21 protein-coding genes and 1 riboswitch are annotated in these 23415 nt (G+C 29.4%); of the genes, 19 read left to right on the top strand and 2 right to left on the bottom strand.

Annotated elements, in window-relative coordinates; translation table 11 throughout:
• Positions 1-21 precede the first annotated feature (21 nt).
• Positions 22-651, bottom strand: coding sequence for a peptidylprolyl isomerase (locus BUA92_RS03300; RefSeq protein ID WP_073016674.1), 630 nt, complete (start codon positions 649-651; stop codon positions 22-24).
• A gap of 174 nt (positions 652-825) precedes the next feature.
• On the opposite strand from BUA92_RS03300, the gene BUA92_RS03295 reads away from it, so the two are divergent.
• Both BUA92_RS03295 and BUA92_RS03290 read left to right on the top strand, forming a co-directional pair.
• Entirely contained in the window at positions 826-2604 is a 1779-nt protein-coding gene (locus BUA92_RS03295) for a glycosyltransferase (RefSeq protein WP_073016672.1), read from the top strand.
• A 99-nt stretch (positions 2605-2703) separates the two neighbouring features.
• Positions 2704-4050, top strand: coding sequence for an FAD-binding oxidoreductase (locus BUA92_RS03290; RefSeq protein WP_073016670.1), 1347 nt, complete (start codon positions 2704-2706; stop codon positions 4048-4050).
• A gap of 51 nt (positions 4051-4101) precedes the next feature.
• Here the strand turns inward: BUA92_RS03290 and BUA92_RS03285 are convergent, their stop codons facing one another.
• Positions 4102-4620, bottom strand: coding sequence for a peptidoglycan recognition protein family protein (locus BUA92_RS03285; RefSeq protein WP_021801766.1), 519 nt, complete (start codon positions 4618-4620; stop codon positions 4102-4104).
• Between the two features lie 184 nt (positions 4621-4804).
• On the opposite strand from BUA92_RS03285, the gene BUA92_RS03280 reads away from it, so the two are divergent.
• From BUA92_RS03280 to BUA92_RS03200, 17 genes are all read left to right on the top strand, one after another.
• Positions 4805-5137 (top strand): DUF6054 family protein, encoded by a 333-nt coding sequence (locus BUA92_RS03280; protein ID WP_073016668.1) that lies wholly within the window; start codon positions 4805-4807, stop codon positions 5135-5137.
• A gap of 101 nt (positions 5138-5238) precedes the next feature.
• Positions 5239-6159: a polysaccharide deacetylase family protein gene (locus BUA92_RS03275; protein ID WP_083553384.1), complete on the top strand. Its 921-nt coding sequence runs from the start codon at positions 5239-5241 to the stop codon at positions 6157-6159.
• A 434-nt stretch (positions 6160-6593) separates the two neighbouring features.
• A complete protein-coding gene (locus BUA92_RS03270) occupies positions 6594-8072 on the top strand; it encodes an Lsa family ABC-F type ribosomal protection protein (RefSeq protein ID WP_073016664.1) in 1479 nt (492 codons plus the stop codon).
• A 386-nt stretch (positions 8073-8458) separates the two neighbouring features.
• Positions 8459-9478: an IS1/IS1595 family N-terminal zinc-binding domain-containing protein gene (locus BUA92_RS03265; RefSeq protein ID WP_073016662.1), complete on the top strand. Its 1020-nt coding sequence runs from the start codon at positions 8459-8461 to the stop codon at positions 9476-9478.
• Positions 9479-9710: 232 nt separating this feature from the next.
• Positions 9711-9770: riboswitch (Fluoride riboswitch) on the top strand.
• A gap of 59 nt (positions 9771-9829) precedes the next feature.
• Entirely contained in the window at positions 9830-11032 is a 1203-nt protein-coding gene (locus BUA92_RS03260) for a cation:proton antiporter (protein ID WP_073016660.1), read from the top strand.
• Positions 11033-11200: 168 nt separating this feature from the next.
• Positions 11201-12679 carry a family 1 glycosylhydrolase gene (locus tag BUA92_RS03255; RefSeq protein ID WP_073016658.1) on the top strand — a complete coding sequence of 493 codons (1479 nt, stop codon included), beginning with the start codon at positions 11201-11203 and terminating at the stop codon, positions 12677-12679.
• Between the two features lie 83 nt (positions 12680-12762).
• A complete protein-coding gene (locus tag BUA92_RS03250) occupies positions 12763-13170 on the top strand; it encodes a PadR family transcriptional regulator (RefSeq protein ID WP_341411126.1) in 408 nt (135 codons plus the stop codon).
• The gene (locus BUA92_RS03245) at positions 13170-13724 is read left to right on the top strand and encodes a DUF2812 domain-containing protein (RefSeq protein WP_073016655.1); all 555 of its coding nucleotides are present in this window, start codon (positions 13170-13172) and stop codon (positions 13722-13724) included. Before BUA92_RS03250 ends, BUA92_RS03245 begins: the two co-directional genes overlap by 1 nt.
• Positions 13725-13792: 68 nt before the next feature.
• Positions 13793-14716 carry an exonuclease domain-containing protein gene (locus tag BUA92_RS03240; protein WP_073016653.1) on the top strand — a complete coding sequence of 308 codons (924 nt, stop codon included), beginning with the start codon at positions 13793-13795 and terminating at the stop codon, positions 14714-14716.
• A gap of 126 nt (positions 14717-14842) precedes the next feature.
• Positions 14843-15178 (top strand): DUF3189 family protein, encoded by a 336-nt coding sequence (locus BUA92_RS03235; protein WP_083553382.1) that lies wholly within the window; start codon positions 14843-14845, stop codon positions 15176-15178.
• A gap of 182 nt (positions 15179-15360) precedes the next feature.
• The gene (locus tag BUA92_RS03230; RefSeq protein WP_242950040.1) at positions 15361-16224 is read left to right on the top strand and encodes an alpha/beta fold hydrolase; all 864 of its coding nucleotides are present in this window, start codon (positions 15361-15363) and stop codon (positions 16222-16224) included.
• Between the two features lie 114 nt (positions 16225-16338).
• A complete protein-coding gene (locus tag BUA92_RS03225) occupies positions 16339-18096 on the top strand; it encodes a 1-deoxy-D-xylulose-5-phosphate synthase (RefSeq protein WP_073016651.1) in 1758 nt (585 codons plus the stop codon).
• A gap of 115 nt (positions 18097-18211) precedes the next feature.
• Positions 18212-19627 carry a glycoside hydrolase family 1 protein gene (locus BUA92_RS03220; protein WP_073016649.1) on the top strand — a complete coding sequence of 472 codons (1416 nt, stop codon included), beginning with the start codon at positions 18212-18214 and terminating at the stop codon, positions 19625-19627.
• 182 nt (positions 19628-19809) lie between these two features.
• Positions 19810-20970 carry a MerR family transcriptional regulator gene (locus BUA92_RS03215; RefSeq protein ID WP_073016647.1) on the top strand — a complete coding sequence of 387 codons (1161 nt, stop codon included), beginning with the start codon at positions 19810-19812 and terminating at the stop codon, positions 20968-20970.
• A gap of 147 nt (positions 20971-21117) precedes the next feature.
• Positions 21118-21552: a MarR family transcriptional regulator gene (locus BUA92_RS03210; protein WP_073016645.1), complete on the top strand. Its 435-nt coding sequence runs from the start codon at positions 21118-21120 to the stop codon at positions 21550-21552.
• A 62-nt stretch (positions 21553-21614) separates the two neighbouring features.
• Positions 21615-21836: a NifU family protein gene (locus tag BUA92_RS03205; protein WP_021801783.1), complete on the top strand. Its 222-nt coding sequence runs from the start codon at positions 21615-21617 to the stop codon at positions 21834-21836.
• A 104-nt stretch (positions 21837-21940) separates the two neighbouring features.
• Positions 21941-23377: a methyl-accepting chemotaxis protein gene (locus BUA92_RS03200; RefSeq protein ID WP_073016643.1), complete on the top strand. Its 1437-nt coding sequence runs from the start codon at positions 21941-21943 to the stop codon at positions 23375-23377.
• Positions 23378-23415 lie beyond the last annotated feature (38 nt).

The following is a 23415-nucleotide window of genomic DNA, read 5'->3' as shown; positions in this document are numbered from 1 at the left end:
AAGCCTTTTGTCTATTTAAAGTTATTTTATATCTACAGTAACTTTTTTCATTTTTTGATCTGTTAGTGGTTTGTCGTTAGAATCTCTCTTTTCACTAACTATTTTGTCTACGGCATCCATACCATCAGTTACTTTACCAAAAGAAGCATATTTTCCATCAAGACTGTCAGTATCTTTAACCATAATAAAGAATTGAGAGCTTGCTGAATCAACTGCTTGAGATCTTGCCATAGAGAGAACACCTCTAGTATGCTTTAATTTATTTTCAAATCCATTATAGCTAAATTCTCCAGGAATAGTTTTTTCAGAACCGCCAGTTCCATTACCTTTAGGATCTCCCCCTTGAATCATAAATCCAGGAATTACTCTATGAAATATTAAACCATCATAAAAACCACTCTGAATTAAATCTACAAAATTATCAACGGTTTGAGGTGCTATATTAGGATATAGCTCAGCTGTTATTTTTGACCCATCTTCCATCTCAATAGTTACAATTGGTTTTTTACCTTCATATTTACTTTTATAATCAGCCATTGCCTTTGAAGATGTAGCGTTATCACTTGGTGTTTTTGTACAACCACTTAAAATAAGAATTAAGCTTGCACATGAAATAGCTAAAACTTTCTTTAGTAAACCTTTGCTTTTCATATTTTTATCCTCCAGAAAAAGTATAGGTGTATTGAAATATATTACCAAAAACTCAACATAAATTCAATGGTCAATTATCTTTAAAGTGTCTTTAACATTTTAACTACAATGTTATTCTAAAGATTAATTTTTTAGAATAGTAATAACTAAAATAGTATAAAAAGGTGATAGTAAATGAGTGAAGTATTAAATAAAGCCACTAAAAAAGAAACTTTTGTAACTTTATTCCCAGAAACAGATAATTCGCACTTAACTAAAGATGTAGGGATGATAGCATATGTAATGGGAAAACACTATAATTATGATTCCAAAATAGTAGCCTATAATAATGGTAGTTATCCATATCTTGAAAAAGAGTTATTAGGATTTAATATAGAATTTCTTGAAAAAGTAAAAGGTGACCCAGAAGTAGATGGTATGTATTATTTAATAGATAATGCTGAGAAAATTGATGTTTTACATTTATTTCATTTAAACGCTAGAAGCTTAAATTGGATAAAGTTATTTAAAAAGTTGAATCCACAAGGAAAGGTTTATCTGAAGTTAGATGCTAATATGTATATTACTTATGAAGAATTCTCTGATAGTAAAATTGATATTCTGAAAAAATGCTCATTAATTACAGTTGAAACAAAATATCTCTATGATTTTTTAAAAAGAGATTTGGAAGTTAAGGTTGAATATATTCCTAATGGGTTTTATGACTTTTTTGAAACTAAAAAAGTTAACTATGAAGAAAAAGAAAATTTTATTATTACTGTTGGAAGAATCGGATTATATTTAAAAGCTAATGAAATTTTAATGGAAGCTTTTAAGTTAGCTGAAGATAAAATTAAGAATTGGAAACTTAAAATTATTGGACCTGTACTTAATACATTTAATCCATATATAGATCAATTTTTTCTAGATAATCCGACTTTAAAAGACAGGATCATATTCACTGGAGAAATAGTTAGTAAAAAAGAACTTGAAGAAGAGTATAGAAAGGCTAAAATATTCTGTTTAACTTCACGAAGTGAAAGCTTTGGGATAGTATATGTTGAAGCAGCTAAAAATGGATGTTTTTTATTGTCATCTAATGTTCTTCCTGCTTTAGATGTTACAGATAATAGGAAATATGGTGATATATTTGGAGTTGATCAAATAGAGGAATTATCAAAGTTAATAGTTAAATATGCTCAGGATGAAGAACGTTTAAAGAATAACTGTGAAGAAATTCAAAAATTTGCTTATAGTAATTTTAATTGGATTGATATTTGTAACAAAATTTATAATTATATTAATGATGAAAATTATTCGATAATTAATGAAAATTGTACGAATAAAGAGTTTAAAGAAGTACGTAGAATTATTGAAGCAGGAGCGAGTAAAAACAACATAAATGATAGGGGTTTTATAGATAGATTAAAGTATAATCCTGAAGCTTTAAAAATGTCCTTTTGGGAAAATCATTTTGAACTTTCTTGTTTTGATAAATATCCAGAGATAAGTGGTAAAATATTAGATTTTGGATGTGGTTCTGGAAACCTAGATATATATTTAGCTAGAAAAGGTATGTTTATTCATGGAATTGATTTAAGTGAGATTGGAATTAATATAGCAAATTATTATAAACATAAAGAAGTTGATGAAGTAAAAAAAAGACTATGTTTCACTCTAAATGATATAACTAAAGATGTGCCAAAAGATTTGTATGATTCTGCTTGGTCAATCAATGTGTTTGAACATATTTTATATCCAGGTCCAATATTTGAGGGATTAAGAAAATGGATAAAACCAGGAGGATATATACTTATTTCAGTGCCATTAGGTTATGCCTATAATGATTCAAATCATGTGCATCATTTTATGAATAATGATGAATTAAAGGTTCATCTTGAAAAATACATCGATGTTATAAAAGTTGATAGCGATTTAAGTAACAAAGTAATAAGAGCATTATGTAGATTTTAATGCAGTAAATATAAAATATAGTGTGTGTTCTACGGAGTCCTATGCATATATTGGTAGTAGAAAAATATAGTCGAAACTATATAGCAAAGGATGATTAGTATGAAATTAACAAGAGACTTGTCATTTGATGGGGAAATAGTAACACCTAATGACAAAGAATATGAAGAAGATAGACAAGTATGGAATAGAGCCATACAAAAATACCCAATAGCTATATTGTATTGTACAAGCAAAGAAGATGTTAAAAGTGCTCTTGAATTTTGCATTATAAAAAACTATGATTTTAGAATACGCTCTGGTGGACACAATTATGAAGGATATTCTGTTGGCAATAAACTTATAGTAATTGATGTAAGTACAATGAAAAAGATAAAAATAGATGAAGTTAAAAATATAGTTACAATTGAACCCGGAGTTTTAAATAGTGAGTTATATGACTATGTAGGTAAAAGAGGATATCCATTCCCAGGCGGTACTTGCCCAACTGTTGGGGTAGCTGCATATACTTTAGGTGGAGGTTGGGGACTTTCGTCTAGATTATTTGGACTAGGAATAGATAGTGTAGTTGAGTTTAAGATGGTAGATTATAGAGGCAAAATACTCACTGCAAATAGAGAATGTAATAAAGACTTATTTTGGGCATTAAGGGGAGCTGGGGGAGGAAATTTGGGTATAGTAACTTCCTTAACTTTTAATTTGCCACCTAAATTTAATATGGTAACTCTATTTACCATATATTATCCAAGCACAACTTCCTTTGAACAAGCAAAAATTATGGAGACGATGCAAGATTTATATGAAAACCTAGATAGAAGGGTAAATATGAGAGCCAGTTTCTATAATTCAGAAGAAGAAGGAGTGGCAGCTTATTTTATAGGTTTATTTTATGGAGAGATTGATGAGCTTAAGGAAATTTTAAAACCACTACTAGAATTGCCAAAGGCTCAGCCTAATTTTCAATATACAACTTTTTTAAATGCTATAAAAGAAGTTGAAGCTGGATATCCAGATAGTGAAAAATTTAAATCAGCAGGTAGATTTCAAGATAGAGTATATTCAAAAGATCAACTTCTAAAATTATCATCGCTAATTCAAGAAAAGCCTAAAGGCTCAGTGTATGCAGCAGTAACATTTTATGGCTTAGGTGGAGCAGTTAAAGATAAAGGTAAAGATGAAACAGCATTTTATTACAGGGATTCAAATCTTATAATTGGAATACAGTCAGTCTGGGAAGATTCTATATATGCAGAAGTAAATAAAAGATGGGTAGCAAACAGGCTAAACTATTTAAAAACTATAACAGAAGGATCTTTCATTAATTTTCAATATAGTCCGCTTAAGAATTACGAAAAAGAATACTATGGTGGAAATACTTGTAGATTGAATTTTATAAATGAAAAATATAATCCTCTAAATATATTTAACTATCCGCAATCAATAAAATAATCTTAAAGATAACAATAAGACGTACCAAATTAAACGGTGCGTCTTATCTTTTTATTTTACATTTAGTTTTGCTTTGATTTCTTCAAATGGGAAGTTATTACCAGGGCATTCTGTTTGTCGTACATCTTTATGCCTCTTTAAATCCGTAATATTGTATTTGTTCATTAAGTATCTTGACAATGCTATAAGACTAGTCATTTGCTGAGGAGTTACATACTCTTCATTAAAATTACCTTCAGATGCAATCCCAAAAGCTCTAGCATTTACTCCAGGGGCATGAGAACCTACTGCATTTTCAGGTCTACCTCTATATATAGTACCATCTTTTCTTATATAAAAGTGATAACCTATACCACTCCAGCCTCTTTGTTTATGAATTTCATCTATTTTTTGAGGTGTCATATTGTTATCCACTGTATGATGATACACTATCATGTTAGGATTAAAATTGTAACTTAAAGGGGTTGCCCAAGTATAATTTACCTCAACAATTTTAGGAGTTTTAATCACGTCACTACGACTAAACTTGTTTCTAAGCTTTCTCCTAATTCTTCTTAATAAATTTTTCATAACTATCTCCATATTAGTTCTATAGTTTAATTATATGTACCAACTTTTATAGTGATACTATAATGCTAGAGATTTGGATAAATAATATATGAAAGTTAAATAATAATTTACCAGGAGTAACATAATTTTGAGAATATATTGTATAATTAAATAGAGAATTAAGTTCAATTAAGGAGGATGGGTTTTGGCAAAATATGAGAAGGCAGTAAAAGGCGATTTTAATGATATAGTAAGACATTTAGAGAAAGACATAGGTAGTAGTGGAATAAGTATGAATCTAGTAGATGAAAGTAATTATAGTTATAGCGGTATGAAAGTAGCAGTTAGAGTATATGATAAGTACTTTATGAGAAATGGAAATAGGGCAAGCTTAAGCTTAACTGTAGTTGGTCATGATAGCGATATTTTTGTATCAGCAATAGGTGCTGGTGGGGGACAAGGTATATTTTTTAATTTTAGTTTAGGTGCTGAAGATGATATGGTTGCTCTAGTAAGGGATAGCATAGCTAAAATATAAGTAAAAAAATTTACAACTTCGATACAAGTTACACATTTAATGATACAACAACATCATACAATTTATATGAAGAGATTGTATTTGTTAGAAGGAGGTTTAACTTGAGGAAAAATAATATTAATAAACGAAGAAAGAAAATAGGGATATTTATTTGTAGTTTGATTATTATATTGGGAGCATTTATAACCTACAAATACTCTGAAGAAAAAACTACACAAAAAAATGAAATACTACAAGCATCTATAGACAATGAAACAGATAACAGTAGTGATAATTCAGAGCAAAAAGAGAATGATGAGGATAATAAGGATGATGATTCTGAGAATAAAAATAATATAAATATGGATGAAAATAGTTTTGATGCAGGGCAAATTCAAGATTTTTTAGTTAAAAACATAAAAATTCAAGATGGAAAAAAGATTGCATATTTGACATTTGATGATGGTCCATCAACTACTGTTACTCCAAAGATTTTAAAGATTCTAAAGGATAATAATATAAAAGCTACCTTTTTTATTGTAGGTGATAAATTAGAAGAAAATCCTGAAACAAAAAATATACTTTTAGATATATATAAACAAGGACATGCTATAGCAAATCACACATATACACATAACTATTCTAAACTTTATCCCCAAGGGAAAATAGATGCTAATACATTTATGGGAGAGTTAGAGCAAACGAATGATGCAATAAAGAAGGTATTAGGAGATAAGTTTAATACTAGAGTAGTGAGATTTCCAGGTGGACATGCTTCTTGGGGCGGAAGAGAAGAGATTGATAATAAACTTGAGGAAAAAAAATATAAGTACATAGATTGGAATGCATTAATAGGAGATGCTGAAGGTAGCCGAAAAACAAAAGAACAGCTTTTAAATAGGTATCGTGAAACTTTTGTTGGACAAGAAAAACTTGTTCTACTAATGCATGATACATATAGTAAAGAAAGTACAGCAGAAGCACTTCAAGATATAATTACTGACCTAAAGAACAAAGGATATGAATTTAAAACCTTAAAATAATTATGTTGATTTTCTAAAACTATTGATGCTATAATATAAAAAAATGAAAGTTGAGGTGAAAAAATGATTAATTTTTCTTGCTAATTTTTAAAGTACGTTAAAATAAGAAATTTAACAGAGAAGTCTGTTTGTTTTTGTTGTACTTATTTGCAAGAAAGTTATTATTTTTTCTCTTAGATATATACTGTTATTTTATGCTACCATAGAGTAGTTTAATTGAGTGTATTTATGAGCTGTAAGAATAATATTTCTTGCAGCTCTTATTTATTTTGCAGATTAGGAGGTGATTTAAATATGAAAGATACTATTGTAACACATGATATTCTCCATATAAAGTCAGATAGGAAATATCAAGTTTATATGGAGCAATAACGAGGTCGGCATAAGTTCTGACTTTGTTATTTGCACTATTTAATTACAAAGGAGGACGAAGTATGTCTTTAATAAATGTTACAAATCTTACCTTTAGCTATGAGGGAAGTTACGATAATATTTTTGAAAATGTTAATTTTCAAATTGATACAGATTGGAAGTTAGGTTTTACAGGCAGGAATGGCCGTGGAAAAACAACCTTTATGAATCTTTTACTCGGAAAATATGAGTATAGAGGAAGTATTTCTTCTAGCGTTAATTTCGAGTATTTTCCATATGAAGTTAAGGAAAAAGAAAATTTTACTATAGATGTTATAAAAGAAATCAGCCCAAATTCAATGGATTGGGAAATAGAAAAAGAACTATCGCTATTAGAAGTGGACTTTGACGATTTATATAGACCGTTTTTCACACTATCAAATGGTGAACAAACAAAAGTATTACTTGCTGGGATGTTTTTGAAAGAAAATTCATTTCTACTTATTGATGAACCAACAAATCATTTAGATTCAGAAGCTAGAAAAAAGCTAAGTAAATATCTAAATAGAAAAAAAGGTTTCATTTTGATTTCACACGATAGAGCTTTTTTAGATAATTGTGTTGATCATATTTTGGCTATTAATAAAACTAATATTGAAATTCAAAAAGGAAATTTTACTTCCTGGTGGGAAAATAAAAAGCTACAAGATGGATTTGAGTTAGCAGAAAATGAAAAGCTAAAGAAGGATATAAGCAGACTTTCAAAAGCAGCAAAACGTACATCATCATGGTCAGATAATGTTGAAAGCAGTAAGTTTGGAAGCACTAATTCTGGAAGTAAAGTAGATAGAGGATATATTGGGCACAAGGCAGCCAAGATGATGAAACGTGCTAAAAATATAGAATCTAGACAACAAAATATGATAGAAGAAAAGTCAAAACTACTTAAAAATATTGAATCTAATGAAAGTTTGAAAATATCGCAACTTAGCTTTCATGATAATAAAGTAGTTGAACTTATAGACGTTTCAATTAAATATAATGATAAAAGTGTTTGTGAAGGAATAAGCTTTAGTATAGAACAAGGTGAAAGAGCAGCTATTCAAGGTAAAAATGGTAGTGGGAAATCCAGTATATTAAAATTAATTAATGGCGAAAATATTTCTCATACTGGGGTAATACGAAAAAACAATCAATTAGTCATTTCATATGTATCGCAAGATACATCAACTTTAGTTGGAAATTTGTCTGAGTATGCCTACGAAAATAGCATTGATGAGAGTTTATTCAAATCTATTCTTAGAAAATTTGATTTTTCAAGAGAGCAGTTTGAAAAGAAAATAGAAGATTTTAGTGGTGGGCAAAAGAAAAAGGTATTGATTGCAAGAAGTTTATGTGAAAAAGCACATTTATATATTTGGGATGAACCTCTAAACTTTATAGATGTAATTTCGCGTATGCAGATTGAAGAATTATTACTTGAATATAAGCCAACAATTCTTTTTGTGGAACACGATATTGCTTTTTGTAAAAATGTAGCAACTAAAATAATAAAATTATAATTTACAAAAGGGTAATGTTTATAAAAACTATTTAATCTTTTGGAAAAAGTCTCTAATTAAAAAATGATAACTCATAATAAACTTTATCACTTTTGATAGCAGTTTGTTATGAGTTATTTTTATAACGAAGCTCTTAGCATTTAAATCAATAATTTCATGAAGCTCGCCTAAAAAGTACAATATACTTTTATTTAATATGTTCAAAGATACAATACGTTCCTATCATTTTCAATATAAGCAGTTATTTTTGTCGAAAAGGTATCCAAAGAAGTTTCTTACCACATATGGTTTTGTTCTAAAGAAATGTTGATGAAATAAAACACATGGTTAAAAATTTGAAATAAAGTAAATAATTAAGATAAAACTTAATGTTGGAGATGAAAAATATGAATCAGGAACTACTAAAGCTCATAGACAAAATGAGAGAGATTTTTAACTATAATTCCGCTCAAGATGAAATCAATAATGAAAGATTAAAGGCTTCTAAAAAGAATATTAGTTTTAGTCCAAAGAAAGAATGTAGGTATTGCTGCAGTAATCATATAAATAAAAACGGACGAGCTAAAAATGGTATTCAAAGATATATATGCAAAGATTGTAAAAGAACATTTTCTGATGTTACGGGCCTTCCCATAAGTTATACTAAAAAGCCAATTGATATGTGGCTAAAGTATATGATTTGCATAAAATCTGGAGCAACATTAAGAGAAATTGCTAAAATTTTAGACATCAACCTTTCAACTAGCTTTCAATGGAGGCACAAAATATTAAGTGTGATAGGAACTCAAATAATGAAAGATAAGCTTGCTGGTGATATAGAAATAGGAGAGATAAAATTAGAGGAGAGTTTCAAAGGTAGTCGTGGTTTAATAAAAAGTAAAAGAAGTAAAATTACAATTTTAAATTGTAAAGACACATCTGACAAGAAATATATGAAGCCAATAACTAAGGAAAGTATAAATAAGGAGATATTAAAAAAACACATAATACCTATATTAAGTGATGAATATAATTCCTTAGCACCACCTAGAAATTTTACTTATTATTTTTTCTTTATAGAAAATAATTTAAAGATAAGTTTAGCTGAAAGAAACGTTGATAGATTTAAAAATATACTTAAGGTGAATTCAGTTGCTACCAATCGTTTAGTAAATGAAAGAGGTAGAGCTTTCAAGCTGTTTCTTAAGAATTTTCATAATGTTGCTAGTAAATATTTAAGTTTTTATATAAATTGGTTTGTGGTTTTCATGATTGAAGATAACTTAGCCTTTAGTTTGTTTAAGAGATTTGTTTTAGGAGAAAAACAGTTAAGGGTAGAAGATTTTAGAGGAGTGAAGTATACAGGGAATATTCACAGGGACAAGAGGAGAGATGAAGAAAAGGTTCTTAGAGTAGTTTTTGGGTAAAGTTCAAACAAATGAAGGCATGTCCTTAGCTTTAGAATGAAAAATCAACACTTCCTTCAAACAAAATCATATGTGCTCAAGAGGGAAGGTTAGTAAGAAAGCGGAAAAATTCGACATAATTAAATCCGAAAATTTTTTACTAATACGTATATCAAATGAATTTATAAATTTAGGCTCATCATTAACTACCTTTTAGACTTGTAAAGGAAATTAATTTATGATAAAATCAGAGTAATTCATAGGTGATGGAGTTCACCTTAATCGCAATTTAGCTAATGACTCCTGCAGGTCCTTGTATAAGTGTACCTGTAGGAGTTTTTTATATTTTACTAAAAAATTGGAGGAGAAAAAATGGCAACAAGTTTAGCAATTATAATTTTACTAGGGATACTAGCAAATACTCTTTTTACGAAATTAAAGATGCCTGGATTATTAGGAATGCTCATCTTAGGAGTAATTTTAGGTCCTTACGGATTTGATTTACTGCAACCAGATATTCTAAATGCATCAGCAGATTTTCGTAAAATTGCACTAATAATCATACTTCTTAGAGCAGGATTTGGTGTAAGCGTAGAAGATTTAAAAAAGGTTGGAAAAACGGCTATAAAAATGAGTTGTATACCTGGACTTATTGAAGGGTTTTTTATAGCTTTTGCATCAACTAAGTTTTTAGGATTTTCATTTATTCAAGGAGGTTTATTAGGGTTTATTATTGCTGCAGTATCACCAGCTGTAGTAGTTCCACAGATGCTTAATTTTATAGACAATAAAATTGGAACAAAAAAAGGGATTCCAACATTAATATTAGCAGGTGCATCAATTGACGATGTGTTTGCTATAACCATATTTACAACATTTTTAGGTTTATATAGCGGAAGCCATGTAAATATAGGCGTAAAGTTATTAGGAATTCCGGTTTCGATAGTTTTAGGAATTGCTGCTGGAGCTATTATTGGATTTATAATGGTATGGGCATTTAAAAAATATCATATCAGAGATACAAAAAAGGTGTTACTTATAGTTGGGACAGCTATAATGCTCACCGCCTTAGAAAATTTACTTAAAAATAAGGTCGAGATAGCAGGACTTTTAGGCGTTATGACTATCGGATTCATAATTCTAGAGAAAATGCCGAAGGTAGGTAAAAGATTATCAGCAAAATTAAATAAGGTTTGGGTATTTGCCGAAATACTTCTTTTTGTATTAGTGGGGGCCCAAGTTAATATAAACGTAGCAGTTAATGCAGGAGCTATGGGGATAGTAGTAATATTTATTGGGTTAATAGGAAGAAGCATTGGGGTAATAATTTCGGTCTTAGGAACTGATTTTAATTGGAAAGAAAGAATATTTTGTGTAATTTCTTATATTCCAAAGGCAACAGTTCAAGCAGCAATGGGGGCAATACCATTATCCATGGGAGTTCAATCAGGCGATGTAATTTTAGCAATAGCGGTACTATCAATAGTAATTACAGCCCCACTAGGAGCAATTGCCATAAGTACATCATCAAGAAGCCTTTTAGATGTAGAAGATGATAAAACAAAAGTTGCATAGATATATAAAAGAGGAATCTCTTATTATATAAGAGGGGCCTCTTTTTAATAATTACAGATATAAGTATATACTTTACGAATGAAATTTTCATATTTAGAAAACTATAGTCATTTGTAAAGGTTTATAATACTCAATAAGACAAATAAAACTGTTAAAGGATGGTGTATTATGAGTTTTCCAAAGAATTTTTTATGGGGTGGAGCTACAGCTGCAAACCAATATGAAGGTGGATATAAAGAAGGTGGAAAGGGTTTAAATACAAGTGATGTGTTGACTGAAGGCAGTCACACTGTACCAAGAAAAATAACATGGCGTAATCCAAAGACAGGTGAAACTGGATATTTAGAGATGAGTTTTTTAAAGCCAATGGTATTTCCTGAAGGGGTAGAACCTACAATTCTTGATGAATATTATTATCCAAGTCATGAGGCTACTGACTTTTATCATCATTATAAAGAGGACATAGCTTTATTTGCGGAAATGGGTTTTAAATGTTTTAGACTATCATTAAATTGGGCACGTATTTACCCAAATGGTGATGATGCTGAGCCTAATGAAGAGGGGCTAAAATTCTATGAAAATGTTTTTGACGAATGTAAAAAATATGGAATAGAGCCACTAGTGACTATTTCACATTATGAAACACCATTAAATCTTTCAATAAAATATGGTGGATGGCTTGACCGTAGAGTAGTTGATTTTTATGAAACTCTATGTAGAACTGTTTTCACAAGATATAAAGGAAAAGTTAAGTACTGGATGACTTTTAATGAAATTAACATAATGGGAATGATGCCGTTTATGGCTGGTGGAGTTATGAAGTTTGATGAACAAAGTAAAGCTCAGGCTGTTCATCATCAATTTTTAGCAAGTGCTAGAGTAGTTAAAGCTGCTAAAGAAATTGATCCAAACATGATGGTTGGACTTATGATTGCATATGGTTCTAATTATGCTGAAACTTGCAATCCATTAGATCAATTAGAAGCAATGAAAAATATACAAAAAACACATTTCTATACAGATGTGCAAGCTAGAGGATATTATCCAGAATATAAACTTAAAGAATATGAAAGACTTGGTGTAAAAGTTGAAATGGAACCTGGAGATTTAGATGAACTAAAAGAAGGAACAGTTTCATTTATAGGTTTCTCATGTTATTCATCTCATGTTAGTACGTCTAAAAAAGATGCAGAATCTGAAGGTGGAAACTTCTCAATGGGAGCAAAAAATCCATATTTAAAATCAAGTGACTGGGGTTGGTCTATTGATCCAACAGGGTTAAGAATAGCTTTAAATACTTTATATGAGCGTTATCATTTGCCATTGTGGATAGTTGAAAATGGATTAGGTGCTGTAGATAAGGTGGAAGAAGATGGAAGTATCCATGATGACTATAGAATAGATTATCTTCGTGAACATGTAAAAGCAATGAAAGAAGCTATAGAACTTGATGGTGTAGACTTAATGGGTTACACTCCATGGGGATGTATTGACTTAGTAAGTGCTGGTACTGGTGAAATGAAGAAGCGTTATGGTATGATTTATGTTGATCGTGATGATAAAGGAAATGGAACTTACAATAGAAGTAGAAAAGATTCTTTCTTCTGGTATAAAAAATGTATTGAATCAAATGGAGAGGAATTATAAAAAAATAGTGATTGCAATAGGAGGCAGATTAACGTCTCCTATTTTTTTGTGGACTTTTATTAACTAATTTTAGGAGATAGTTGTTGACGGAATGTATTCCAATGGAATATAATAATATTGTTAAATACTGTTATTTAAACAAGAGTATAGAGGTGATTATGATATCTTTACAAAATGCAATTAAAATATATATTCCAATGACCGAAACAATGTATTATATTCTTCTTTCATTAGTTGAAGAGAAACATGGATATGGAATAATGCAACATGTTGAGGAAATAACAAACAAAAGATTAACTTTGGGTGCAGGAACGATTTACAAAAGCATCTCAAGGCTAGAAATAGATGGCCTAATTAAAGCAGTAAAAGTTGAAGATAGAAGAAAGATTTACAAAACAACTGATTTAGGAAGAGAAATATTGGAGATGGAAGTAAAGAGACTCAATGAATTAAATTGCAATGGAATACTTTTATTAGAAAGGAGTAAATGATGGATAAATTATTCAAGAAAAGAAAAATAAATATATTAAATTTTGTTGAGTATGAACTATGGTTAGAAGACCTTCAATTGAAAGGCTGGAAGCTATCAGAAATAAAAAATAAAACTCACATATTTACAAAAGATATTTCTAAAAAGGTTAGATATTGTTTAGATTATTGTGAAGATTATGTTGATCGTCCTAGTAAATATTATGAGAAAGTTTATTCTGACTTTGGCTGGGAGTTAGTTTATAGAAATAAAGATATTTTTTTATGGAAAATAGAATATGAGGAAGAAAGACCAAATGCATTCAATAATATTGAAGAAATTGAAAGACGTAATAAAGAATTTATAAAAGCATCAAAACCAATGTTAGTTGCATGTATTTTATTGCTTATTATTACTACAGCTAATTATATGCCGAGATTTTTTGTAGCATATGATATCAAAAATATGATATTTATGTTTGCTTGGTATATGTTAGCAATGACAAAAGTAATTCCAATAATAAAGAACTATAAATATTATTTTAAAAACAAAGGTTTAATAGATAAAAAGCTATAATTATTTGGAGGAGAGCAGGGCGTTATTATTTTAAAATAAGATATAATATAAAAAAATGGAGAAAATAAATGAATTATATATCAATAGATTTTGAAACTGCGAATGAAAAAAGAAATAGTCCCTGTTCAATAGGAGTGGTTGTTGTAAAAAATGGTGAAATAGTGGAGAAGATTCATCATTTAATAAAACCAAAAGAAATGAGATTTATGCCTATAAATATTGGAATTCATGGGATAAGACCTTCAATGGTTATGAATGAACCTGAGTTTGATATAATATGGGATAAGATTGGACATCATTTTAGCAATAGTTTAGTGATTGCACATAATGCTTCTTTTGACATATCAGTTCTTAGAAATAGTGCCGAGCTTTATGATATAGAACTTCCAAGTTTTAAATACATCTGCACAATGAAACTTGCAAAAAACTTTTATAAAGGAATTGAAAACTCAAAATTAAATACAGTAAATGATTTTTTAGGATATAAATTTAAGCACCATGATGCTTTATATGACGCTTTAGCTTGTAGTAATATACTTAATAATATATCAGATGAATTGGATTGCAGAGACATTGATGAAATATCGAGATTGCTAGGAGTAACAATAGGAACTGTAGATAGAAATGAATATACGCCATCATCTACTAAAGGGAAGGTTATAAAGATATCTAATAGAATTTCTAATAACAAAAATGAAAGTGCACTAAAGAACTTAAATAAAGATGCTTTTAAAAATGAAGTTGTAGTTTTTACTGGCAAATTAAATTCTATGTCAAGAGATGAAGCTATGAAAATAGTTAAAAATCTAGGGGGAAGTTCATGTAGTTCTATAACTAAAAGTACAACTATCTTAGTTACAAATATGAAGGATATAGAATCTTTAACTAGAGACGAAATGAGTACGAAACTTAGAAGAGCCACTGATTTAAATAAATTTGGGCAGAGGATTAAGATAATCGACGAAGAAAAATTTTTAAGTATGTACAGATAGAAAGTTTTATTAAAAATATATCTATAGTAATGTTGAACTAAAAAATAATTCCCTAATGTATGTTTAATATTAAGATATAATGCACCACTACAATAGTAAAATTAAGCAAAAAATACGGAATATGGAATTGATCAAGATGGAAACAAAGTTTATACTGTTGGTAGAGGAAATTCAAACATTTTGATTCCAGGGTTGTATAATTTAACTTCTATGCTTCATATGCAAAAAGTATTGAATGAGAAGATCATATTTTCAAATACATCGTCAACTGTTCCATTAGCAATGACTTTTGGTGGATTGTTTTCAAGATTATTAAAAATTGATTCTGTAGGAGTACCATTGCTTGTAAAGGGAGCAAAGCAATCATATAAGAATATAATACAACTTGTAAATCACACAGTTAAGGTAGCTAAAGAATGTAAATCAGATGTTATTATTTTAGATAATAAAGAATTTAAGTAAATATAAATTTTAAGTATGTATTGATGTGAAATGTCAGTACATACTTTTTTATTTTTAACTTAATTAATCAATGAGAAGAAATAAATAGCAATAAAGTTTAATAAATAGCAATAAAAATATTTACAATTTAAACAAAGTACAATATAATAGGTGTAGAAAATGAATAATAAGGATGTGTATTTATGAAAGATAAAAATGTTAAGATGCAAGCTGCATTTAAATCTAAAGAAGGTAAAAATGAAGTTTTGAAATATTATGAATCAATAATTAATGAATCTGGGGTTAGTCATGAAGAATTTTATATTGAAACAACTTATGGAAAGACTTTTATTATAGCTAATGGAGAAAAAGACTTACCACCACTTGTATTACTTCATGGAAGCGGTATGAATTCTGTTATGTGGATCAAAGAGATGGAGAAGTATTCAGAGAATTATAGAGTATATGCAATAGATATGCCTGGAGAGCCAGGAAAAAGTATTGAAACTCAATTGTCGTTTGTAGGAGATGATTTATCAAATTGGCTTAAGGATGTTTTTGAAGCTCTATCCATAGAAAAGTCAAGTATTGTTGGAATTTCATTAGGGGCATGGTTAGGGGTGAAATTTTCCATTAAATATCCACAAAAGGCAAATAAACTTGCTTTGCTTTGTCCAGCAGGAATAGGTCCTCAAAAAAAGTCATTCATTTTTAAATCTTTATTCTATATGTTATTAGGAGAAAAAGGAATAGATAAATTGTACTATAGAATTAATGGGGACAAACTTATACCGCAGGTAATGTTAAATTATCAAAAATTAATTGCGAAACACTTTAACTTTAGAAAGGAGACTATTCCTCTATTTAGAGATGAAGAAATATTAAAACTAACAATGCCTGTTGCAGTATTTGTAGGTGGGAAAGATATTATGCTACATTCAGAAAAGACATCAAAACGTTTAAAATCATTGTTAGGACATGCTAAGGTAAATTTCTTTCCTAATGAAGGTCATTCTTTAATTAATCAAGGAGATGAAATAAGAAAATTTTTAAATGAAGATATATAAGTCATAATAGTTTTTGATTTTAGGAACTTAGTCTGAAAAAACTATTGACTTAGAGTTAACTTCAAGGAGTATAATTACCTAATATAAAAGTAAATCAAAGTTAGGAGAGAAAATATGAACTTAAATATTTTGAACAACATAAATTCCCCAAAGGATTTAAAGGAATTAAATAAAGAGCAGTTATACACATTGGCAGAGGAAGTAAGAAATGCTGTAATAAATAAAGTTAGTCAAACTGGTGGGCATTTTGGACCTAATTTAGGAATGGTTGAAGCAACAATAGCATTACATTATGTTTTTAATTCACCAGTAGATAAGATAGTTTATGACGTTTCGCATCAGTCATATCCTCACAAGATATTAACTGGAAGAAAACATGGATTTATAGAAAAGGATAAATTTGATTCTATAACAGGATACACTTCACACGTAGAAAGTGAACATGACTTTTTTATAGTTGGGCATACATCTACTTCAGTAAGTTTAGCTTGTGGACTTGCTAAAGCACGTGATATAAAGGGTGATAAGGAAAATATTATAGCAGTTATAGGTGATGGTTCCTTAAGTGGGGGAGAAGCTTATGAAGGTCTTAATAATGCAAGTGCTTCAGGAAAAAATATAATTATATTAGTAAATGATAATGATATGTCTATAGCAACCAATCATGGTGGACTATATAAAAATCTAGCTAAACTTCGCGAAACTGAAGGAAAAGCTGAGGATAATTTCTTTAAAGCATTAGGTTTTGAATACCACTTTGTTAAAAATGGTCATGATATAGAATCTTTAATTGAGGTTTTTTCAAAGGTTAAAGATATAGATCATCCAGTAGTTGTTCATATGAATACTATAAAAGGTAAGGGATATAAAGATGCTGAAATTAACAAAGAAGCATTTCACTGGGCTGCACCTTTTGATTTAGAAACTAAAAAGCCGCTATTTACAGGTTCAGGAGAAAATTATGGAGATATTACAGACAACTTCCTAATTGAGAAAGCAAGAGAAGATAGTCGTATTTTTGGAATATCTCCTGGAACACCTATGGGTGGATTTAATAAATTTAGATATGAATTTAAAAATCAATTTGTAGATGTTGGAATAGCAGAGGAACATGCAATTGCTTTAGCTTCAGGTATAGCATCTCAAGGAGGCAAACCTGTTGTATCAGTTATGAGTTCATTTGTACAAAGAACCTATGATCAATTATCACAAGACTTAGCTATTAATAATAATCCAGCATTAATACTTGTCCAAGGTGGTGGAATCAGTGGCTCAGATGTAACTCATCTAAGTATATTTGATATACCTTTAATATCAAATATTCCTAATATAGTTTACCTTGCTCCAACAACAAAAGAAGAATATATAAGCATGATCGAATGGGGCTTAGAACAAAATGAACATCCAGTTGTAATAAAAGTGCCAGGAAAAGGGGTTATATCAACAGGAGAAAAAGTTTTAGCTGATTTTTCTACATTAAACACTTATAAGAAAGTAAATGAGGGAAGCAAAGTTGCAATAATAGCACTTGGAGCATTCTTTGAGCTTGGAGAAAAGGTAAAAGCAAAATTAAAGAACTCTATGAATATAGATGCAACACTTATTAATCCAAGATTTATAACTGGAATAGACAAAGAAATGTTAACTGAACTTATGGCTAATCACGAAGTTGTTATAACTTTAGAAGATGGAATACTTGATGGTGGATTTGGAGAAAAGATAACAAGATTTTATGGTGCTAAAGATATGAAAGTCCTAAACTTTGGTGCAACAAAAGAGTTTACAGATAAGGTTGATGTAAAGGAACTTTTCAATCGCTATCATCTAACTTACGATCTAATAGTTGAAGATATAAAAAACATATTAGCCTAAAACACAAATTTCAAAATATGAAAAAATATCCTCATTAAAGACTGTATAATTATAATTGTAAACAAGTGAACTAATTTGTTGAAAAATAATTACAGTTTAGATGGGAGAAATGAATATGACAATTAAGTTTCCAAAGGATTTCTTATGGGGTGGCGCTACAGCAGCAAACCAATTTGAAGGAGCATATAATGAAGATGGTAAAGGGTTATCAATTCAAGATGTTTACCCTAAGGGAATTATGGGTGGCATAACTGATGAACCAACAGAAGACAATATGAAATTAATAGGAATAGATTTTTACCATAGATATGAAGAAGATATAAAGTTATTTGCTGAAATGGGATTTAAAGTTTTTAGATTATCTATAGCATGGTCTAGAATATTTCCAAATGGAGATGACAAAGAACCAAACGAAAAAGGTTTAGAATTTTATGATAAAGTTTTTGATGAGTGTTTAAAATATGGTATAGAACCACTTGTTACTATATCACATTATGAAACGCCATTAGCTCTAGCTAAAAATTATGATGGATGGAAAGATAGAAGAGTAATTGGATTTTTTGAAAAGTATGTAACAGTACTATTTAATAGATACAAAGGTAAGGTTAAATACTGGCTTACATTTAATGAAATAAATTCTGCTCTACATGCACCATATATGAGTGCTGGAATTTTAACCCCAAAAGACAAGTTAAGCAAAAAAGATTTATATCAAGCAATGCATCATGAATTAGTTGCTAGTGCTTCAGCAGTAAAAATAGCTCATGAAATAGATCCAAGTTTAAAGGTAGGTTGTATGATATTAGGAGTACCTAATTATCCATTAACACCTAATCCAGCTGATGTATTAAAGGCTTTGGAAGCAGATAGATCAAATCTTTTCTTTGCAGATATTCATGCTAGAGGTAAATATCCTAGATACATGAATAGATATTTTAAAGAAAATAATATTGTTATTGATATGGAACCAGGTGATGAGGGGATACTAAAAAATACAGTTGACTTTATATCCTTCAGTTATTATATGAGTGCCTGTGCAACAGCAGATGAGAGTAAAAAGGCTGGAAAAGGAAACATTATCGGTGGAGTTCCAAATCCATACCTAAAAGCTAGTGACTGGGGATGGCAAATAGATCCGGAAGGCTTAAGATATATACTTAATGTACTTTATGATAGATATGAAAAGCCACTTTTTATTGTAGAAAATGGACTTGGAGCAGTAGATGAACTAATTACAGATGAGAATGGAAATAAAACTGTAAATGATGACTACAGAATTAATTATTTAAATGATCATTTAGTTCAAGTAGGAGAAGCTATCGAAGATGGAGTTGAACTTATGGGATATACTACTTGGGGTTGCATTGACCTTGTAAGTGCATCAACAGCAGAGCTTAAAAAGAGATATGGATTTATCTATGTTGATAGACATGATGATGGAAGTGGAACTTTAGATAGATACAAAAAGAAGAGCTTTAACTGGTATAAAGAAGTTATAGCAACAAACGGAGAAAGTTTAAAAAGAAGATAATATTAAATAGAATTTTTGAAAAGGCAACTGAGGTTATATCAGTTGCTTTTTTTTTGAAAAAACTATTGACCCTAACATGATGTCATAGTGTAATCTATACTTAGAGCTTAGAAATTGAAAACTCGTTGCCGGCAAAGTTTAGAGAATATTGAAGCTCTATAATCAAACTTGGAGGAATATTTATGAGAACAGTAAAACAAGTTTCGGATTTAACAGGCATAAGTGTTAGGATGCTTCATTATTATGATGAGATAGGTTTGTTAAAGCCAACTTTAACTACAGAAGCTAAATACAGACTTTATGATGATGAGGCATTAGAAACTCTTCAACAAATTTTATTCTTTAAAGAACTCGATATACCCCTTAAAGAAGTTAAAAAACTCATAGATAATCCAAGGTTTGACAGATCTAAGGTTTTAGAAAATCAAAAAAAGCTTCTTATTTTAAAGAGGAATAGATTAAATGATTTGATAAAACTAATAAATAGAACCATAAAAGGAGAGCGTGAAATGAGTTTTAAAGAATTTGATATGAGCGAATACTTTAATGTTCTTGAGGAATTTAAAAAGGATGAAGATAAGATAATTAAGGTATACGGTAGCATGGATAAATATGATGAAATGATTGAAAAAATAAGATCAAAAGAAGATGAAATAGCTGATATGGCTATAAAAGAGTATGGAAGTATAGAAAAGTATGCTAAAGCAGTAAAGCAAAATCTTAATAGTGATCTTTTAATTTTATCTGAGCAATATGCTGCATTTAAAAAAGAACTCCTAGATGATACAAATCTAGAACTAGCAAGATTGTTTGAAAAACTTTCAGAAGATTTAAGAAAAGATACTTCATCAAAAGAAATCCAAGTAATTGCCGATGCAATAACCAAAACTGTAAAAAAGGATTATAAAATTTTTGAAGATGAAATTGGAGATGAGCATTGGTTCTATATGATTAAGCTATTTCTAATTAATGAAGAATGGATAAAAGATGTTGATAATAAATATGGTATTGGGGCATCAAAATTCATAGGTCAAGTACTAGAAATAAATTTAGGTGGTAAAAAACCTAAAATAGAAACCTTATATGATAATTTAGTTTTGGATTTAACTAAAGATCCATCATCTTCCGAAATCCAAAAAATTATTGAAGAAATAGCTTATGAAACAGATAAAAGTAATAAAATATACAAAATAGATCAAGGCGAAAATCATTGGGCATATATGTCTGATCTTTATTTAAATAATGATATATGGATAAAAGTTACTGATGATAAATATGGAGAAGGAAGATCAAGATTTATAGGTGAAGCCTTTAAAGTATATGCAGATAAATGTAAAAACTAAAAAGATTATATTTCTAATAAAGGAAACTTATTTTGAGTTTCCTTTTATGAATTTAGGAAGCGTCAAATATTGAATAAAATAATATGTTGACAAGAAAGGATATAAATCCTATAATTAATTCGTACTCGAACGAATGAGGTGTTGAGAATGGATAAGAAATGCATTATGGGAAAGATTAATATGATTAGTGAAACTTTTGATAAATTTATGATTAAAAAAATAAAAGCTGAGGGCTTACCTATACTGCAAAATCACATAACATTATTTCATATTCTACCCGAAGATGGTTCTAAACTACTATTTAATGAAGTAGTAAGCATGTGGAAGATATCTAAATCGTCGTTATCAGATATTATTAATAAATATGAAAATCAAGGATTAATTAATAAATGTGAATGCCATGAAGATAGAAGAAGTATTCATATAAGTTTAACAGAGGATGCTATGCCCATAAAAACAAGAATTTTAGAGCTAGAGGAAGAATTTCGAAATGTGTTATTAGAAGATTTTACTCAAGAAGAAAAAGTTGTGTTTGAAGATAATATTAATAGTGCATTAAATAATATCAAAAAAATGCTATAGGTGTATTTTTTTAATGATATTATACGTACACGTACGAATAATTGTTGGAGGAAGGTATTTTTATGAAAGAATTAATAATTAAATCATTAGATAAAATTAGACCAATATTACAAAATGATGGTGGGGATGTTGAATTTGTTGGTGTTAGCAATGATGGAGTTGTAAGTGTTAAAATGCAAGGCGCTTGTGGGAATTGTCCTGGAGCTATGATGACTATAAAAATGGTTATAGAAGATAGATTAAGACAAGAGGTGCCAGGAGTTAAGTCTGTAATAGGGGTTTAATATTATTTTAAGATGTATTTCGTAAGTTAAGGAAATGCAGCTTAAAGTAAATCAATACGTTCGAGTACATTTTTAGTGATTTTGGTTAGGTTAGGGAGGAAACTATGTTTACTAAAATAAAAAATAGGCTAGTTTTTAATTCAATTAGAAAAAGATTAATTTTTAATTTTACTTTAATAGCAGCAATAATATTAGTTATTTGTACGATCTTTTTTACTTTTGAAATGAGAAAAGGTATAGAAAATCAAATGAAAGCTGATGGAATAACATTAGTTAATAATATAAAAGCCAATATAGAAAGTCTAGATAATATTGATATTAAAAGTATGCAGGAAGTAATAGATGCTACTGATAGTATATCCGTAAAACATATGAATGAACAAATACATAAAAGCCTTATTAACAGTATTATATTTGGGTTTGTAATATTAGCCCTAACTTTTATAGTTGCATTGCAAATTGGAAAAAGGTTAGCAAAACCTATAGAGATAATTAAAGATGCTATAGAAAAAGCAGGAGAGGGAGATTTCACAGTAGAATATACTATTAATAGTAATGACGAAATAGGGAAACTTGCTAATGCTAGTACAAAAACTAGAAAAAGTATGAGAGAACTTGTTAGAAAAATTAAAGTCATATCTGAAAGTTTAAGTAACATATCAAATAACATATCTAGCGGAGGAAATCAAATAGCATTATCAAGTGAAGAGATTGCATCAGCAGTTAATAATGTATCACAAGGTGGAATGAAACAAACAGAATCCCTTGAAGAGGCAGTAAACTTACTTAAGAATTTTTCAAGTGACTTAAATGGAGTAAATGATAAATTAAATATATTGTCTAAAGATGGAGAATACATAAGAAAAGATGCAAATGCAGGTGCAGAGAAAATTAATAATCTCTCCGCTAGTGTAGATGAAATGCTTAATTCATTTACTCTTGCAAAAACAAAAGTTGAAAATCTAGATGAAACAATATCTCAAATAAATTCAATTGTTGATGTAATAAATGGGGTTGCATCCCAGACAAATCTATTAGCTTTAAATGCTTCAATTGAAGCAGCAAGAGCTGGTGAATCTGGAAAAGGATTCTCAGTAGTTGCAAATGAAATAAGAAAGCTTGCTGAAGAGGTGTTAATGTCATCAAAGGGAATAGCTAATCTTGTAAATACTGTTACAAAAGAAACCCATGATGTTTATGATACTACAGAGCATGTAACAAATATAGTTGCTGAAAGTAGGCAAGATATAGAAACAGCAATTGATGCATTCAAACAGGTAATTATAAGAGTAAATGATATACCTAAGGAAATTAATGAAGTACATAGTGTTTTAAAGGGAACTGTAGGTACAAGTAATGGAATATTAAAAACCGTAGAATCAATAACCTCTGAGTCTCAAACAATTACAGCTTTATCTGAGGAAGTAACTGCTTCAACAGAAGAGCAGGCAGCAATTACAAATGAGATGTCCATAACTTCTAAAAAATTGGTTAATATATCAAAGGTATTAGAGAAAAATGTTTCTGCCTTCGATATTTAGTATATATTTAAAGTCAGGCAATAAGGCCTGACTTTTTC

The organism is Clostridium intestinale DSM 6191, from assembly GCF_900130055.1.
GTDB lineage: Bacteria > Bacillota > Clostridia > Clostridiales > Clostridiaceae > Clostridium_T > Clostridium_T intestinale.
This window is presented reverse-complemented; position numbering and strand designations above follow the sequence as displayed.